Source organism: Paracoccus bogoriensis, from assembly GCF_019431455.1.
Classification (GTDB): domain Bacteria; phylum Pseudomonadota; class Alphaproteobacteria; order Rhodobacterales; family Rhodobacteraceae; genus Paracoccus; species Paracoccus bogoriensis.
Genome location: NZ_JAHYSR010000020.1, coordinates 48,837 through 64,341, shown reverse-complemented (window position 1 = coordinate 64,341; position 15,505 = coordinate 48,837). Strand labels below are relative to the sequence as shown.

Annotated in this window: 15 protein-coding genes and 2 pseudogenes; 6 read left to right on the top strand and 11 right to left on the bottom strand. The window is 66.4% G+C overall.

The genetic code is table 11. The annotated features are described in order from the left end of the window. Together KY389_RS10950 and KY389_RS10945 are read left to right on the top strand one after the other, a co-directional pair. The coding region (locus KY389_RS10950; RefSeq protein ID WP_219830996.1) for an integrase core domain-containing protein at positions 1 to 218 on the top strand (218 nt) is incomplete at its 5' end. 53 nt (positions 219 to 271) lie between these two features. Further along, positions 272 to 421: pseudogene (locus KY389_RS10945) on the top strand (transposase); the annotation flags it as partial. Here KY389_RS10945 and KY389_RS10940 read toward each other — a convergent pair. The 4 genes and pseudogenes from KY389_RS10940 to purB form a co-directional block, all read right to left on the bottom strand. After that, a pseudogene (locus KY389_RS10940) lies at positions 408 to 572 on the bottom strand (IS256 family transposase); the annotation flags it as partial. The pseudogenes KY389_RS10945 and KY389_RS10940 overlap by 14 nt on opposite strands. A gap of 344 nt (positions 573 to 916) precedes the next feature. Further along, positions 917 to 1,060 carry a hypothetical protein gene (locus tag KY389_RS10935; protein ID WP_219830995.1) on the bottom strand — a complete coding sequence of 48 codons (144 nt, stop codon included), beginning with the start codon at positions 1,058 to 1,060 and terminating at the stop codon, positions 917 to 919. A gap of 54 nt (positions 1,061 to 1,114) precedes the next feature. Beyond that, on the bottom strand, positions 1,115 to 2,140 hold the full coding sequence (locus KY389_RS10930; protein ID WP_219830994.1) for a FliG C-terminal domain-containing protein: 1,026 nt from the start codon (positions 2,138 to 2,140) through the stop codon (positions 1,115 to 1,117). A 79-nt stretch (positions 2,141 to 2,219) separates the two neighbouring features. Beyond that, positions 2,220 to 3,533 carry an adenylosuccinate lyase gene (gene purB / locus KY389_RS10925; RefSeq protein ID WP_219830993.1) on the bottom strand — a complete coding sequence of 438 codons (1,314 nt, stop codon included), beginning with the start codon at positions 3,531 to 3,533 and terminating at the stop codon, positions 2,220 to 2,222. A gap of 141 nt (positions 3,534 to 3,674) precedes the next feature. On the opposite strand from purB, the gene KY389_RS10920 reads away from it, so the two are divergent. Together KY389_RS10920 and KY389_RS10915 are read left to right on the top strand one after the other, a co-directional pair. Next, a complete protein-coding gene (locus KY389_RS10920; protein ID WP_219830992.1) occupies positions 3,675 to 4,337 on the top strand; it encodes a hypothetical protein in 663 nt (220 codons plus the stop codon). After that, a complete protein-coding gene (locus KY389_RS10915; RefSeq protein ID WP_219830991.1) occupies positions 4,334 to 5,365 on the top strand; it encodes a YihY/virulence factor BrkB family protein in 1,032 nt (343 codons plus the stop codon). Before KY389_RS10920 ends, KY389_RS10915 begins: the two co-directional genes overlap by 4 nt. A 12-nt stretch (positions 5,366 to 5,377) precedes the next feature. Here the strand turns inward: KY389_RS10915 and KY389_RS10910 are convergent, their stop codons facing one another. The 3 genes from KY389_RS10910 to KY389_RS10900 all read right to left on the bottom strand — a co-directional run bounded on the left by KY389_RS10910 (position 5,378) and on the right by KY389_RS10900 (position 8,988). Continuing rightward, complete coding sequence (locus tag KY389_RS10910) at positions 5,378 to 7,021, bottom strand: peptidoglycan -binding protein (RefSeq protein WP_219830990.1); 1,644 nt, start codon at positions 7,019 to 7,021, stop codon at positions 5,378 to 5,380. Between the two features lie 2 nt (positions 7,022 to 7,023). Further along, complete coding sequence (locus tag KY389_RS10905; protein WP_219830999.1) at positions 7,024 to 8,256, bottom strand: biopolymer transporter ExbB; 1,233 nt, start codon at positions 8,254 to 8,256, stop codon at positions 7,024 to 7,026. A 177-nt stretch (positions 8,257 to 8,433) separates the two neighbouring features. Then, positions 8,434 to 8,988 (bottom strand): gamma-glutamylcyclotransferase, encoded by a 555-nt coding sequence (locus KY389_RS10900; RefSeq protein WP_219830989.1) that lies wholly within the window; start codon positions 8,986 to 8,988, stop codon positions 8,434 to 8,436. Between the two features lie 95 nt (positions 8,989 to 9,083). Between KY389_RS10900 and KY389_RS10895 the strand changes: the two genes are divergently transcribed. Continuing rightward, positions 9,084 to 10,196 carry a DUF2125 domain-containing protein gene (locus tag KY389_RS10895; RefSeq protein WP_219830988.1) on the top strand — a complete coding sequence of 371 codons (1,113 nt, stop codon included), beginning with the start codon at positions 9,084 to 9,086 and terminating at the stop codon, positions 10,194 to 10,196. On the opposite strand, the gene KY389_RS10890 is transcribed toward KY389_RS10895, so the two are convergent. The 4 genes from KY389_RS10890 to KY389_RS10875 form a co-directional block, all read right to left on the bottom strand. Further along, positions 10,197 to 11,123: a prephenate/arogenate dehydrogenase family protein gene (locus KY389_RS10890; RefSeq protein WP_219830987.1), complete on the bottom strand. Its 927-nt coding sequence runs from the start codon at positions 11,121 to 11,123 to the stop codon at positions 10,197 to 10,199. Next, positions 11,120 to 12,211: a histidinol-phosphate transaminase gene (gene hisC / locus KY389_RS10885; protein ID WP_219830986.1), complete on the bottom strand. Its 1,092-nt coding sequence runs from the start codon at positions 12,209 to 12,211 to the stop codon at positions 11,120 to 11,122. Before hisC ends, KY389_RS10890 begins: the two co-directional genes overlap by 4 nt. A 187-nt stretch (positions 12,212 to 12,398) precedes the next feature. Next, positions 12,399 to 13,019, bottom strand: a complete 621-nt coding sequence (gene rpsD, locus KY389_RS10880) for a 30S ribosomal protein S4 (RefSeq protein ID WP_219830985.1) — start codon at positions 13,017 to 13,019, stop codon at positions 12,399 to 12,401. A gap of 137 nt (positions 13,020 to 13,156) precedes the next feature. Beyond that, complete coding sequence (locus KY389_RS10875) at positions 13,157 to 14,287, bottom strand: ROK family transcriptional regulator (protein WP_219830984.1); 1,131 nt, start codon at positions 14,285 to 14,287, stop codon at positions 13,157 to 13,159. 121 nt (positions 14,288 to 14,408) lie between these two features. Here KY389_RS10875 and KY389_RS10870 point away from each other — a divergent pair, with 121 nt between their 5' ends. After that, a complete protein-coding gene (locus tag KY389_RS10870) occupies positions 14,409 to 15,437 on the top strand; it encodes a sugar ABC transporter substrate-binding protein (protein ID WP_219830983.1) in 1,029 nt (342 codons plus the stop codon). Positions 15,438 to 15,505: the final 68 nt, after the last annotated feature.

Sequence of the window (15,505 nt, the reverse complement as noted above, 5' to 3'; positions counted from 1 at the left end):
GGCGCGGGCGCTGGATGGACAATGTGATGATCGAACGGCTATGGCGGTCGCTGAAGTATGAGTGCGTCTATCTGCATGCCTTCGAGACCGGCACCGCCGCGCGCGCAGGCATTGGCAAATGGATTGCCTTTTACAACACCCAGCGCCCCCATTCGGCGCTTGGCGGGAGGGCACCGGTCGAGGCCCATCAGGGCCAAGACCTGAATGCGGCGGCATGATCAACTGGCAAGCTTAGCAACGCCGCGAATCTGTCCGGGAAATGAGGACCAACTCTGTCATCCCCAAACGCTGGGTGGTAGAGCGCAGCTTCGCTTGGCTGGAAAAGAATCGGCGGCTGTGGAAGAACTGCGAGCGGCTACTTAACACCAGTCTGCAGTTCATTCACTTGGCTTTCTTGACTCTTCTGCTCAAAAGACTTTGAACAAGTTCTGAGAGAGGGTTTCCCATCCATCGGCCTTGCGCATCTGCATCTGGCCGGACGCGAGCAACTCTCAGAGCAGCATCGGCACGGTCTCGGCGCAGGGCAGCACGGTCTGGGTTCTGATGCGGTGACGGAACTCCTCTTTCAGGCGCCTCAAGTGCCGGGCGGTGACCGACGGCCTCGAAGAAGCTGGGGCGCGGCTCTTCGCCTTCATGCCTCGATCCATCGCAATGGAAGAACAGTCAGACCGGACGGTTAAGTAGATCCGATCGCCGCACGCGGCGGGCGCGGACACATCCCCATGCAGCGCGACAGAAAGGTGCAGCGCCCGGCGATCCCGACCTCTCGCAAGCGCAGCTCGGTCGATCAATTACTCAACAAGATAAAGCACTTACAAAAGACCGCCACACGCTGCGAGACATCCGCCCGCAACGACCTGGCCGCCGTCCTCATCGCCTGCGTCCGACTATGGGCCAGGCATCATGAGACCGCGTCCTAGCGCCAGAAGCTGAGATATTCGATGAAACGGTCCAGCTGGCGGGCCAGAAACAGCGGCATGTCCATCTGCAGCCAGAAGTGATCCGCCAGCAGAAGCGCGGCAAACAGCATCAGCAGGGCAATCGCGATCTGGTTCGTCATCCCGGCCTCCAAGTGGTGCCGTTATTGCTGTGGGCGCAGGCGCTGGCAAGCGGATCAATGATCTTCTGCATCATCCTCCGCTTGGGGCGGGGCCAGAGCGATCTCGCCGGTCGCTTCGAGGCGTCGGATGGCCGCGACCACTTCGGTCATGGCATCCTCGATATCCTTGGGACGCTGCTTGCCCAGAGCCTCGATTTCTTCGCGAAGCCCGTCTGCCATGCGCTGTGAGATGTTTTCCATGAGAAAGGCCGCCGCTGCGCCGTCCGCGCCCTCGGTCGCCGAGAGAGCACGCAGCAGAACAGGCTGTTCGACCTCGCGCAGGATGCGGGGAACGTCGCGGGGCAAGACACGGGCAGGGATATGCGCGAAGAGAAAGATCGCCTTGCGCACCTCTTCCGCAAAGCCAGGATCGGCATCGTCCAGCGTTTCCAGCACCTGATCGCGCAGATCGGCTGAGGCGAAGTTCAGGATCGCCCCCATCCGGCTGGTCGCGGGGGTTGCGATCGCAGGGCGCGGCAGGGCATCGGCAGCCCGCAGCAGCACACAACCCATCCGGTGCAACGAGGCCGGGTTGACACCCGCTGTCATGGGCATGGCCTGCGCCACGGCCCGAGCCCGGTCGCGGGGCAGGGCCACGAACACCTGGGACGCGCGTTCGACCGGTAGTTTCGACAAGAGCAGCGCCACGAGTTCCGCAGCCTCGCCCTTGGCCAGAGCGATCAGCGTCTCGGCCGGCAGATCCGCGATGCGCTGCCAGGGATCGGCGCGCCCCTCGACCGCGGCCGCCTTGCGTAACCGGTCGCTGCTTGCAGCCGAGATGCTGCCGCCCAGCATGGCAAGCGTTCCGTCCAGATCGCCGGGAAAGGTCACCCCCACCGATTCGAGATGTTCGCAGAATTCCTGGATCACGGCATCGCGGGTCTGGCGGTCGATCATATCCATGGCGGCCATTTCCTGCGCCAGCAGGGTCTGGCACTCGCCGGGTAATTGTTCGAGGCTGATGCCTTCTTCCTCCTCGAGCAGCAGGCGCACGATCACCGCCGCCTTTTGCCGCTGGCTCAATCTGATGGCTGCGCCCATGCCAAGGCCCCCTGTCACATTCCCGATCGGCGGCAAGATGCGACAAAGGGCCTAAGATTCGGTTAGCGACGCCCGATTGTCAGACGGGATCGGTCTCGAATACGCGGCGGAAGATCGTGTCCACATGCTTGGTATGGTAGCCCAGATCGAACTTTTCCTCGATCTCGGCGGGCGAGAGCGCCGCAGTCACGTCGGGATCGGCCAGCAATTCCTCGCGGAAATCGGCGCCCTTCTCCCAGACCTTCATGGCGTTGCGCTGGACCAGTCGATAGGCGTCCTCGCGGCTGACACCCGCCTGCGTCAGCGCCAGCAGCACGCGCTGCGACATGACCAGACCGCGGAACCTGTTCAGGTTGGCCAGCATGTTTTCGGGGTAGATCACCAGCTTCTCGATCACGCCCGCCAGCCGGTTCAGCGCGAAATCCAGCGTGATCGTGGCGTCCGGCGCGATGCCGCGCTCGACCGAGGAATGGCTGATGTCGCGCTCGTGCCAGAGCGCGACGTTCTCCATCGCGGGGATCACGGCCATGCGGACCAGACGGGCAAGGCCGGTCAGGTTCTCGGTCAGGACCGGATTGCGCTTGTGCGGCATGGCCGAACTGCCCTTCTGGCCGGGGCTGAAGAACTCCTCGGCCTCCAGAACTTCGGTGCGCTGCATGTGGCGGATCTCGATGGCGATGTTCTCGATGCTGCTGGCGATGACGCCAAGCACCGCAAAGAACATCGCATGTCGGTCGCGGGGGATGACCTGAGTGCTGATCGGCTCGGGGCGCAGGCCCATCTTCGCGCAGACATGTTCCTCGACCGCCGGGTCGATATTGGCAAAAGTGCCGACTGCGCCGCTGATGGCGCCGGTGGCTACCTCGGCCCGCGCGGCCTGAAGGCGCGCACGGCCGCGCGCCATTTCGGCGTAGAAGCGCGCAAAGGTCAGACCCATCGTCGTTGGCTCGGCATGGATGCCGTGACTGCGGCCGATGCGAACCGTATCCTTGTGTTCGTAGGCGCGCGTCTTCAGCGCCGCCAGGACGCGGTCCATGTCGGCCAGCAGGATGTCGGCGGCGCGGACAAGCTGGATGTTCAGCGTCGTGTCCAGAACGTCCGACGAGGTCATGCCCTGGTGAACGAAACGCGCCTCTTCACTGCCGACATGTTCGGCCAGATGGGTCAGGAAGGCGATCACGTCATGTTTGGTGACGGCCTCGATCTCGTCGATGCGGGCCACGTCGAACTGGACATCCCTGGCGCGCCAGACGGCTTCGGCATTCTCGCGCGGGATCACGCCCAGATCGGCCTGCGCGTCACAGGCATGGGCTTCGATCTCGAACCAGATCTTGAACTTCGTCTCGGGCGACCAGATGGCGACCATTTCGGGGCGGGCATAGCGTGGGATCATGGCGGGCTCCTTGTCGATGGGCGCGGCATAGCCTTGGCAGGACCAGGGGGCAAGTTTTCATGCCGACCGGGACCGGATTGCGGAACATTCCGCGCCGTGTGCGGGTTTGAAGGGCAAGACATTGCCAGTCGGAGACCGCTCATGCGCCCCCAAGACCCCCATCCCCACCTGACCGAGGCCGACCGCGACAGCCAGACCCGGTTCGGCACCCGTCGCGTCCCCGAGGGGCATCGCACGGCAAGCCCCTATCCGCATCGCAAGATGCCGTCCTCGCGTATCCCGCCTTCGGGGCCTGTCTCGCCCGACGGGCGGCGGGTCTGGCCGCGCCCGTCGCTGGCGGCGCGGATCATCGTCTGGGGTGGGGTTGCGGCTGGCGTTGCGGGGCTGACCGCGGCGGGGCTGGCTGTGGGCCGCGCGGTCGCCGGGCCGCAGCGCCCCGCCGAGCGCGCGCATGTGGCGCCGCGTTTCGCGCAGATCGATGAGGACGAGCGCGAGGCAATGCGCCGCCGCGTCCGCGCCCAAGCCCGCGCCGATGCCGAGACCGCCGCGCGCCTGCGCGCCCAGGCCTCGCGCCGCAGGGGCACGCCGGCGCAAAGGCTGACCGAAACCGCCAACGATGTTTCGACCGGGCTGAACGCCGTGGTGAACTCGGTGCTGAATGCTTTCGACGCCTTCAACACCGTGGCTGGTCAGGCGCGCAGCGTCGTCGAGCAGTTCAGCCGCGTCGCCGACCAGATCCGCGGCGTGACAGGCGCAGGCCGACCCGGCCGGGGGCGCGAATGGCACGACCAAGGCCGCGGATGAGCCGCCAGAAGCCCGGTCCGGGCGTTCTGGACGCGCTGTTCGGCCCGGTCGATCCGCGCACCGGGCGGCCCTTTGGTCAGCATGACGAGGCACCGGCCGACCATGCCGCAACCGTGCGAGGCGATGTTGGCCTTCGGGATCTGCGATGGTCCGACCTTGTGGCGGTCGGCAAATCGACCATCGAACGGATCGGCGAAGACCGTGTGACCTATGTTTCTGGCGGCGTGACGTTTTTCGGCCTTCTGTCGCTGTTTCCGGCGATCACGGCCTTTGTGTCGGTTTACGGTCTGATGGCGGATCCGGCGATGATCGAGGGGCATCTGTCGCTTTTGTCGGACCTGCTGCCCGAGGGCGGGTTGCAGATCATCAGCACCCAGGTCAATGCCATTGCCAGCAATCCGGCGGGCGTTCTTTCGCTGGCCGGTCTGGTGGCTCTGATCGTTGCGCTGTGGTCCGCAAATGGCGGGACAAAGGCGCTTCTTTCGGCGTTGAACGTCGCCTTCTACCAGCGAGAGACGCGCAGCTTTCTCAAGTTCAACCTGGTTTCGATGGTGTTCACGCTGAGCGGGCTGGCGCTGATCGCCGTGATGTTCTCCATGGTTGCTGTCATTCCGGCATTGCTGCGGTGGGTGCCGATGGCGCCCAGCAACGAGATGACGCTGAACCTGATCCGCTGGCCGATCATGTTTGCCGTTCTCATCCTTGCCTTGGCGGCAATTTATCGCTGGGGCCCATCCCGGCCCAGTTCGCGCTGGCGCTGGGTTTCGCCAGGGGCAGTCCTTGCGGGGATCGCGCTGGTTGTCACCTCTATCCTCTTTTCGTGGTATGCCGCGAACTTCGGCAACTATAACGAGACCTATGGCGCCCTTGGCGCGGTGATCGCGCTGATGACCTGGCTGTGGCTGAATGCGACCATCGTTCTGGTCGGGGCAGAATTGAATTCCGAACTCGAACGCCATCTTCGCCGCATGGCCGGCCTGTCGGATCCCAAGGCCGAGGCGCTCAAGGCCGAGATCGCGCGGCTCTGACCGCGCGGCGCCTTACCTTTCGGTCAGCTTCAGTTCGATCCGGCGGTTGAGCGCACGCCCTTCGGCACTGTCCTCGGTCGAGATCGGGCGGGTGTCGGCAAAGCCGGTCGGCGCCAGACGCGAGGCGGGAAAGCCCAGTTCCTCGGTCAGATAACGCACCACGGCCAGGGCGCGGGCCTGCGACAATTCCCAGTTGTCGCGAAAGCGGCCGGTCCCGGACAGGGGGATGTTGTCGGTATGGCCATCCACCCGGATGATCCAGTCGATCTCGGGCGGGATCTCGTCGGCGATGTCGGTCAGCAGGCGCGCAAGACCGGCGACCTGGTCGCGGCCCGCATCCGACAGCGCAGCCTCGCCCGGCGCGAACAGAACCTCGGACTGAAAGACGAAGCGGTCGCCCACGACCTGCACCCCCTCGCGCCCCGACAGGATCTGCGACAGCCGGCCAAAGAATTCCGACCGGTAGCGCGCCAGATCCTGCACTTCGGCCTCGGCGCGCAGGCGAGCCTCTTCCTCCAGCGCCAAGCGGCGCTGCGTTTCCTCGGCATTGCGAAGCAGCGCGGCGTTCAATTGCTGGCCCAGTTCGGCGACGCGCAACTCGGCCTGCGCCTGCTCTTCGCCCGCGATTTCCAGCAGCGCCTGAAGCGAGCCGAGCTGCGCGGTCAACTCTGCGACCTGCTGGTTCAGCAGCGCCACCCGACGCTGGCTGTCTTCGGACATGTCTTCCTGACGGGCCAGTTCGGCGCGGGCGGCGGCCAGCAGCCCCGCCTGACGCTGCGCCTCGTCGGTCTGCTCGGCGAGTTCCTCTGACAGCCTGTCGCGCGCAGCCTCGGCGGCGGCCAGCAAAGTCAGCGTTTCTTCGGCCTCGCGGCGACGTTCCTCCAATGCCAGCGTCATTGCGGTCAGTTCGGCATCGGCGGCCTCCAGGCGACGGCGCAAGAGGGCAGCGGCCTCGGCCTCGGCCAGACGCGCGGCTTCGGCTTCGGTCAGGGCGGCTTCGCCTTCGGCCAGTTCGGCGCGGAGCGTGGCCGTCAGCGCCTCCAGCGCCTCGCGGCGGGCGGCGTCAAGGCGGGCGGCTTCGGCCTGTGCGTCGATCTCGCGACGGGCGGCGGCGATGGCCAGTTCGGCGGCCGAGGCGCGTTCCTCGGCCTCGGCGAGGCTTGCGCTCAGGGCCTCGACCTCAGCCCGGTCCTCAAGGCGGGCGGCCAGAAGGGTCGCGACTTCGGCCTCGAAATCGGTCAGGCGGCTGCGTGTCTCGGCCAGTTCGGCCTCGCGCGTTTCAAGCTGGGCGCTCAGCCGGGTGATTTGCGCCGCGCGTGCCCGGGCCTCGGCCTCCAGATCGCTGGTGCGGGCCTGCTGGGCGGCCAGATCGCGCGCAAGCCCCGCCTCGCGTTCCTCGGAGGCAGAGAGGGCCTGCCCAAGCGCCGCGACCTGACGACCCAGAGCCTGCAACTGCCGCTCTTGCCGCGAGATGATCTGTCCCTGGTCGCTGATCGTGTCGTCCTGTTCGGTAATCTGCTCGCGCAGCACCGACTGCACGACCATGAAGATCGTCAGCACGAACATCAGCACCATCAGAAGCGCCGTCATGGCATCGACGAAGCCCGGCCAGATCGTGGCCGAGAAGCGTTGCCCGGAATTCGCGCGCAGGGCCATGCTTACTCGTCCCGACGGCGGGGCTGGGCCAGCAGGTCGTCGCGGAACGGGTCGCCGAACCGCGCTGCCCGGACCGCCCTTGTCAGCACCAGCAGATCCGAACGCAGATCGGCCAGCATCTCTTCGCGGCCGCTGGCAAGTTCCGTTCCCAGCCGTGCCAAGGCGGTCTCGATTCGCGTCAGGTCGGGTGCGGTGGCTTGGCCTGCCGTTTCGATCAGACGCTCTTGTCCGCGCGCGATCTGTTCCAGCGCGCGGGTCGTGGCCTCGGCGCGGGCATTGGCTGCGGCCTGATCCGCCTCGGTCCTCAGGACAAGCGCCTCGATGGCCTGCGCCATCACCACGACACGTTCATCGGCCAGCATTGCCGCGTCGTCGCGCGCCGCGTCACGTGTGGCGTGGATTTCTTGCAGGCGGTCGATCTGCAAGCCCATCTGTTCGATGAAGCCGGCCAGCGCGGCCTGGTCGATGGCCTCGCCCTCTTGTCCAGCCATGCCGACGCGGGTGAAGCCCGACATCCATTCCTCAAGCTCGCGGTAAAAGCGGTTCTGTCCGTGCGTGACGAACAATTCCAGAAGGCCCACGACCAGAGATCCCGCGAGGCCCAGCAGCGACGAGGAGAACGCCACCGCCATGCCGCCCAGTTGCGCCTCGAGCCCGGTCATCAGTTGGTCGAACAATTCGATCCCGGTCTGCCCCTCTTGCGGGGCAAGGGCGCGAATCGTGTCCACAACCGCCGGAACGGTCGTGGCCAGCCCGTAGAACGTGCCCAGAAGTCCCAGAAAGATCAGCAGGTTAGACAGGTATCGGGTGATATCGCGAATCTCGTCGATGCGCGTCGCCACCGATTCCAGGATCGAGCGCGCCGACAGGGTCGAGATCGCGCCCCCCGCAGCGCCCCGCGCGCCCAGCATGGCCGCAAGCGGTGCCAGCAGGCGCGGTGCCTGGTCGTCAGGCATCACCGAGGCATCGCGCTCGATCGCCGTGCGACGGCGGGCGGCGAAGCGCTCGATCCAGCTGACCGAGCGGACCAGTTGGCCGACCTGCCAGAAACAGGCCAGAACCCCAAGCGCAAAGACCGCCAGGATCAGCCCGTTCAGCCATAGGTTCGACAGGAAGATCGGCAGGATGCGGCCATAGGTGAACCAGGCGCCCAGCAGAACCAGCGCCAGCACGGTCAGCATCAGCAGGATCTGGCGCACCGGCTGGGAAAAGCGCGGCGTGGCGGCGCCCAGCAGGGCTTGGGCGCGGGTGGCGCTGACGCGGCGCGGCCCAAGCGTCAGTCGAGGCGGTGGCGTCTTGTCATCCGGCGTCTTGTCGCTGATCCCCTCGCTCACGCTGTCACCTGTCCCTGTCTGATCCTGGCCGAGTGTAGGGGCGCCATGCCGCCTTGCCAAGCGTGGCAAGTGCTGGTGTCATGGCTTCGATGCGCGGCTTTCCAACAGCTTGCGGACCCTGTCGGCCAGATGATCAAGCTGCGGATCGGCCAGTCCGATCCGGGCCAGATGCTCGGCGGTGTTGAACAGGTAATCCGCATTCGGCCCGCGCGCACCGACCGCAGCAGCAATGGCCAGCGCCTGTTCCTCGGGCGGCAGGTTTCCGGCATATTGCCAATGGTCGCGCCGCATTACATAGGTCAGGGCCTCGACCCGCCGCCCATCCTCCAGAGTCAGGGGCAGCACGGCTTCGCAATAGGCGTCGGTGACCAGTTCGCGGGCGCGCAGATAGGCCAGAACCTCATCGTGATCGGCGGCAGCGATTCGCATGGCAAGGCCCGTGCAGCTTGCGCCCGGATCGTGGTCCAGGCCAAGGACCAGACCGGGGCGGGCGCTGGTGCCGCGATGCTGGATCGAGCGCAGGCAGAAGCTGCGCCGATAGCCGTCAAGGCTGGCCCGGATGATCTCGACCGGGCGAAATCCGGGATCCCAGATCAACGATCCGTAACCGAAAATCCAATCTATCTTGTGCATTGCCGCCATTGCCTCATTCTATAAGAGGCCCGAGGGGTCGGCGAAAGGCCCTGCGGCCGATCCGGCGGGCCCGCCAAGGGAAGGACCGATTTGCGATGCGTCGTGCCATCATCGTCTTGACGATCTTGCTGGCTCTTCTGGCGGGCGGCATCTGGTTCGGGGGCGAGATCCTGGCCGCGAACCGCCTGAAGGCCGAAATCGAAAAAAGGCCGGATCTTGCCGCAGCCTCGGTCGCGCCCCTGCGCGCGCCGCCATCGCTTGGCGTCATGATCGAGGCGCCGCGCATCGGCCCGGGCAGTCCTGCCATCAGGGCCGATCAGGTGCGGCTTCTGGTCGATCCGCTGGCGCCGCTGACGCTGCGGCTGGTGCTGCCCGACCGCCTGACGCTGACGCTTGACGGGCGCGACCTGGGCCTGACCGGGCAGGATCTGGACGCAGAGATCGGCTTTTCGCCCCTGCATGGCCGCAGCGTGAAACGCGCCCGGATGCAAGGCAGCAATCTGGCGCTGGACGGCCAGCCGCTGGCGCGTGCGGCGGATTTGCAACTCGATCTGAACCGGCTGGGCTTCGGTTCGCCGCGCGCCGCGCGTGCAGCCTATCGCGTGATGGTCCGGCTTGACGATCTGTCGCCGCAGGCCCTTTCGCCTCTGGTGCCTGCTCTGGCGACGCTGGGCACCGCAATCTCGATCGAGGGCGAGGCGACCTTGTGGCTGGACGCTCCCTTTCAGCCCGATGACCCGCAAATGCCTCGCCTGGTTGGCGGCCAGAGTGCGGGGATGGACCTATGGCTTGGTGGCCAGGCGCTGCGCGTTATCGGCCGGATCACTCCCGACGCCGCAGGTCTGGCCGAGGGGCAGGTGGCGGTTTACGCACGGGATGCGGGGGCGGTGCTTGATGTGCTGGCGGCGGCGGGGCTTCTGCCCGACACCGCGCGCCTGCTGGTCGAGGCCGGTCTGTCGCAACTGGCCCGCGCCGAGATCGCGCCCCCTTTCGATCACGGCCCCGCCATGCCCCCGCCCGCCGAGGGCGAGCTGCGCCTGCTGCTGACGATGGCAGATGGCCGCATGTCGATCGGCCCCGTTCCGATCGGTCCGGCGCCCCTCCTGACAGCCCCGCCAGCGCCCGCCGCAGTCCTGCCGGTCACGGGGTCCGTTACGGGGGCCGTTACGGGCACGGTCACAAGCTCAGCCGCAGGGCCCAACCCCTGATCAGCCCGGAGGGGGTGCCGCCGCGCCTGCGATCCGGCCGAAATCGGGGGCTTCGGTGTCCTGACCGGCCTCGATGATGCCGCGGCGAATGGCGCGGGTGCGGGTGAAGTAGTCGTGCAGATGCTGGCCGTCGCCCATCCGGATGGCGCGTTGCAGGACGAAAAGTTCCTCGGTGAAGCGGCCGAGAATATCCAGGGTTGCTTCCTTGTTGTGCAGAAAAACGTCGCGCCACATCGTCGGATCGCTGGCCGCGATGCGGGTGAAGTCACGAAAGCCCGCTGCCGAATACTGGATCACCTCTTCGCCCGAGACGCGGCGCAGGTGATCCGCCACGCCGACCATCGTGTAGGCGATCAGGTGCGGCGCGTGGCTGGTGACGGCCAGAACCAGATCGTGATGGGCGGCCTCCATCATATCGGTCTTTGCGCCCAAGCCCGCGATCAGGCGTTCCAGGCGATCAAGCGCCGCCGGATCGGTGTCGGGCAGGGGAGTCAGCAACCACCAGCGGTTGCGAAAGAGACTGGCAAAGCCCGCACGCGGTCCGGAATGTTCGGTCCCGGCCAGCGGATGGCCAGGGATGAAATGCACACCCTTGGGGATGTGGGGCGCGACGGCGTCGATCACCGATTGCTTGACCGAACCGACATCCGTGACCGTGGCGCCGGGCGCCAGATGCGACGCAATCTCGGCCATGACCGGCCCCATGGCGCCGACCGGCACCGCCAGCACGATCAGGTCGGCGTCCGACACTGCTTCGGCCATGCTGTCGCAGACCTCGCACAGTCCGATCTCGCGTGCGACATCGCGGGTTTCCCGGCTGCGGGCATAGCCGGTGATGCGGCCTGCCAGACCGGCTTCGCGCATCGCATGGGCCATCGAACCTGCGATCAGGCCCAGCCCGATCAGCGCAACCTTCCGGTAGATCATGCCGCTACCCGCCCTGCCATGAAGCGCCGCAGGCAGTCCAGCACGCGCGCGACCCCCGCCTGGTCGCCCACCGTGATGCGCAGCGCCTCAGGCAGGCCATAGCCCGCGACGCGGCGGACCAGAATGCCATCCTCGCGCAGCGCCCGGTCGGCGGCTTCCGCAGTGGCGGGGCTGTCGAAGCGCGCCAGCACGAAATTCGCGAAGCTCTCGTCGCAGGCGATCCCCATGCCGGTCAGCGCCTCGCGCATCTCGGCGCGCAGGCGAGCGTTCAGTTCCGCGCAGCGGCGGGTAAAGTCATGATCGCGGATCGCGGCCTCGGCGGCAGCCATCTGGGCATTGGACAGGTTGAAGGGCTGGCGGACGCGGTTCAGCACGTCGATCACCGATCGCGCCGCATAACCCCAGCCAATCCGCAGCCCGCCCAGCCCATGGATCTTCGAGAAGGTGCGCGTCATCACCACATTCGGGAAGCGGTCCACCAGCGAGGCGCCGCCATCGAAGCCTTCGGCAAATTCCGTATAGGCGCCGTCATGCACGAACAGGACCGAGGGCGGTAACCCCTCGGCCAGACGCAGCAATTCGGCCTGGGTCAACATCGTGCCGGTCGGATTGGCGGGGTTCGCCACAAACACGACCCGCGTGCGGTCCGTGACAGCGGCAAGGATCGCATCCACATCAACGCGGCGCGCGACTTCCGGCACGGTGACAGGCGTGGCGCCCACCATCCGCGCGAGGATCGGATACATGGAAAAGCCATGTTCGGTCGTGATGACCTCGTCACCCGGTCCGGCATAGGCCTGCACCACGAATTGCAGAACCTCGTCCGAGCCCACGCCGCAGATGATGCGATCGGGGTCCAGCCCGTGCACCTCGCCGATGGCGCGGCGCAGGCTGGCGTGGTCGGTGCAGGGATAGCGGTGCAGATCGCCCGAGGCCGCCCGGAAGGCCTGCGTTGCGGCAGGGCTGCATCCCAAGGGGTTCTCGTTCGAGGACAGTTTCAGCACGTCCCTGCGCCCCGCCAGCACGCTTTCGCCGCTGACATAAAGCGCGATGTCCATGATGCCGGGCTGCACTGGTGTCTGGGTCATGGCCTTATCCTTTGTCCGGCTTCCGTTTATGCCGCGCCGGGGCTTTAGGAAAGCCCCCATCGGGATCGGCATTACCGGTGGCTTGGCCGGCGGGGGGTGCGGGGGGCGGCAGCCCCCCGCCTGTCGCGGGACGCAAAAGGGCCGCATCGTCAGATGCGGCCCCCGAAGCATCGCGGTGTGGCGAAGGTCAGTTCTTCGCGTAGAACTCGACCACCAGGTTCGGTTCCATCTGCACGGGATAGGGAATGTCGCTCAGAGCCGGGGTGCGCACGAAGGTCGCGGTCATCTTGTTGTGGTCCACGTCCAGGTAGTCGGGCACGTCACGTTCGGTCAGGGCGACCGATTCCAGCACGATGGCCAGTTGGCGCGAACGCTCACGCACCGAGATGACATCGCCTTCCTTCACGCGGTAAGAGGGGATGTTGACGCGCTTGCCGTTCACTTCGACATGGCCGTGATTGACGAACTGGCGCGCAGCGAAGATCGTCGGAACGAACTTGGCGCGATAGACGACCGCGTCCAGGCGACGCTCCAGCAGGCCGACCAGCATCTCGCCGGTATCGCCGCGCAGACGCTCGGCCTCGGCATAGATGCGGCGGAACTGCTTTTCGGTCAGGTCGCCATAGTAGCCCTTGAGCTTCTGCTTGGCGCGCAGCTGGGTGCCGAAATCCGACAGCTTGCTCTTGCGACGCTGGCCGTGCTGGCCGGGGCCGTATTCGCGGCGGTTGACCGGCGACTTGGCGCGGCCCCAGATGTTCTCGCCCATGCGGCGGTCGATCTTGTACTTGGCAGACGTGCGTTTGGTCACGGCTGATCTCCTTCTTGTATTGTCGAAGGGCGTTGTCCTTTGGCCGCGATCCTGAAATCCCCGGCCCGACAGGTTTCCCCTTGCGGGGTCCACCAACACCAATGAAGTTCGCGCTTATAGGGTTGTGCGCCGCCAAGTCAAGCGGCAATCCCCGGTCTCAGCGCTGCCCCGCCGGGCTGAAAGAAATGCGCCAGGGGCAGCCCTGCCGCGCCCAGGATGCGGGCTGTCCGGCCCAGGCCGCCCTGCACGACGCTTGGACGGTCGATCCCGGCGGCGGGCATCCGGGCGAGGGCTTCGCGGGTCGCGTCGGCCAGCCGGGCGCGGGTCGCGGGGGGCACCGCGCCGTCGATTACGACCAGCGACAGATCGACCAGCGCCACCGCCGACAGCGTGACGAAGGCCAGGGCTTCGCCTGCCTGCGCCGCCCAGGCAGCTTCGTCCTCCTCGGGCACGTCCCAGGCCGAATCATCGGGCGGCAGGGCGCGGCCGATCTGACGTTCCAGCGTCGAGACCGAAGCGCGGTCCAGCAACTGCTCGCCTCCCGGCACCGGCATCGAACCAAGCGCCCCCGCGTTCCGTGTCGGGCCATGCCGCAGCACGCCGTCCAGCACGATCCCGCCCCCTGCGAAATGCGCGACATAGATATGGATGAAGTCGCGTGGCAATTCCTGTGTGCCAAAGATCAGCTCGGCCCCACAGGCGCTCGTCGCGTCGTTCTCCAGAAAGATGGGGCAGGGCATGTTGGGCGCCAGTTCGGCGGCCAGGTCCAGCCCCTCCCACGCGGCCATCTCGGCGCCCCAGTCCCACAGCCGATAGGGCGTGGCGATTCCAAGCCCCGCGACGCGCTCGCGCAAAGGGCCGGGCAGCGCGTCCATGAAGGTTGCGACCCCATGGCGGGCAAAACCGAGGATGCGTCGCGGTTCGGGAAAGGCGTGCATTTCCTGCCGGTGCAGCCGGATCTGGCCGGTAAAATCCACCAGCGCCAGTTCGGCCAGTCTGCGTCCGATCTTCAGCCCCAGAAAGAGCGCCCCCTCCGGCGCCAGTGACAAGGGCGTCGAAGGCTGGCCGACCTTGCCCCGCACGACCTCCCCCGCATCCAGCAGCCCCGCGGTCATCAGCTTGCGCGTCAGATTGGTAACGGCCTGCGCCGACAGGCCCGTGCGCAGCGCCAGAGCCGCGCGGGACAGGGGGCCGTGGCGGCGGATCAGTGACAGGATCAGCCGCTCGTTCCGGCTGAGACCGGGGCCGGCGCTCAGGTCGTTTGGCATCATGCGGTCCTCCCTTGCACCAATTAAATAAACATAATTGATTTATTGACAAGCGGCTTGTTGTGATGCTTTTTGAGGGCAAGGCGGGATGAGGGCCCGCCGTTCTGGAGGAGTTATCGGAATGACGAAGAAAACGATTCTGGCCGCGTTCGCGGCCCTGTCCGCGCTTGCCCTGTCGGTGGGCGGCGCTGCCGCGCAGGACACGACCCGCGCCTGCCTGATCACCAAGACGGACATCAACCCCTTCTTCGTGAAGATGCGCGAGGGCGCGACCGCCAAGGCTCAGGAACTGGGGATCGAGTTGCTGACCTTTGCGGGCAAGGTCGATGGCGATCACGAAACCCAGCAGCAGGCCGTCGAAAGCTGCATCGCGGCGGGGGTCAAGGGCATCCTGATCACCGCTTCGGATACCAAGGCCATCGTGGACCCGCTGGCGCAGGCCCGCGAGGCGGGGATCCTGGTCATCGCACTGGATACGCCTCTTGATCCGATCGACGCCGCCGATGCGACCTTTGCCACCGACAACCGCGAGGCTGGCCGCCTGATCGGCGCCTGGGCTGCTGCAACGATGGGCGATGCCGCAGCTGATGCCCGCATCGCGCTGCTGGACCTGTCGGCCAGTGCGCCTTCGGTCGATGTGCTGCGCAATCAGGGCTTTCTGGAAGGCTTCGGCATCGACGTGAACAACCCCGACGTGATCGGCGACGAGAACGATCCGCGCATCGTCGGCAATGAAGTGACCTCGGGCAATGAGGAAGGCGGCCGTCAGGCGATGGAGGCGCTGTTGCAGCGCGATCCCACCATCAACCTCGTCTATACGATCAACGAACCCGCCGCCGCCGGCGCCTATGAGGCGTTGAAATCCTTTGGCAAGGAAAACGACGTCATCATCGTTTCGGTCGATGGCGGCTGCCCGGGTGTCCAGAACATTCGCGACGGCGTGATCGGCGCGACGGCCCAGCAATACCCGCTGTTGATGGCGTCCATGGGCATCGAGGCGATTGCCGCCTTTGCCGCCGATGGCACCAGGCCCACGACCAGCGAAGGTCTTGATTTCACCAATACCGGCGTGAATCTCGTGACCGGCGACCCTGTCGAGGGCGTGGAGTCCATAGACATCGAAGAGGGCCTGGCCCGCTGCTGGGGCTGATCCCGATATGAAAACCTCCGGCGGCCACGAAGGCCGTCGGGCTTGCCGCCTGTTCCACGGAGTGCGCG

Bases quoted from the DNA above. Each gene is read 5' to 3' on its own strand.
- hisC (WP_219830986.1), bottom strand. From the start codon at position 12,211: ATGACCCAGACACCAGTGCAGCCCGGCATCATGGACATCGCGCTTTAT.
- KY389_RS10930 (WP_219830994.1), bottom strand. From the start codon at position 2,140: ATGGGCGCAGCCATCAGATTGAGCCAGCGGCAAAAGGCGGCGGTGATC.
- KY389_RS10890 (WP_219830987.1), bottom strand. From the start codon at position 11,123: ATGATCTACCGGAAGGTTGCGCTGATCGGGCTGGGCCTGATCGCAGGT.
- KY389_RS10875 (WP_219830984.1), bottom strand. From the start codon at position 14,287: ATGCCAAACGACCTGAGCGCCGGCCCCGGTCTCAGCCGGAACGAGCGG.
- KY389_RS10895 (WP_219830988.1), top strand. From the start codon at position 9,084: ATGCGTCGTGCCATCATCGTCTTGACGATCTTGCTGGCTCTTCTGGCG.
- KY389_RS10870 (WP_219830983.1), top strand. From the start codon at position 14,409: ATGACGAAGAAAACGATTCTGGCCGCGTTCGCGGCCCTGTCCGCGCTT.
- KY389_RS10915 (WP_219830991.1), top strand. From the start codon at position 4,334: ATGAGCCGCCAGAAGCCCGGTCCGGGCGTTCTGGACGCGCTGTTCGGC.
- KY389_RS10935 (WP_219830995.1), bottom strand. From the start codon at position 1,060: ATGACGAACCAGATCGCGATTGCCCTGCTGATGCTGTTTGCCGCGCTT.
- KY389_RS10910 (WP_219830990.1), bottom strand. From the start codon at position 7,021: ATGGCCCTGCGCGCGAATTCCGGGCAACGCTTCTCGGCCACGATCTGG.
- KY389_RS10920 (WP_219830992.1), top strand. From the start codon at position 3,675: ATGCGCCCCCAAGACCCCCATCCCCACCTGACCGAGGCCGACCGCGAC.
- purB (WP_219830993.1), bottom strand. From the start codon at position 3,533: ATGATCCCACGCTATGCCCGCCCCGAAATGGTCGCCATCTGGTCGCCC.
- KY389_RS10900 (WP_219830989.1), bottom strand. From the start codon at position 8,988: ATGCACAAGATAGATTGGATTTTCGGTTACGGATCGTTGATCTGGGAT.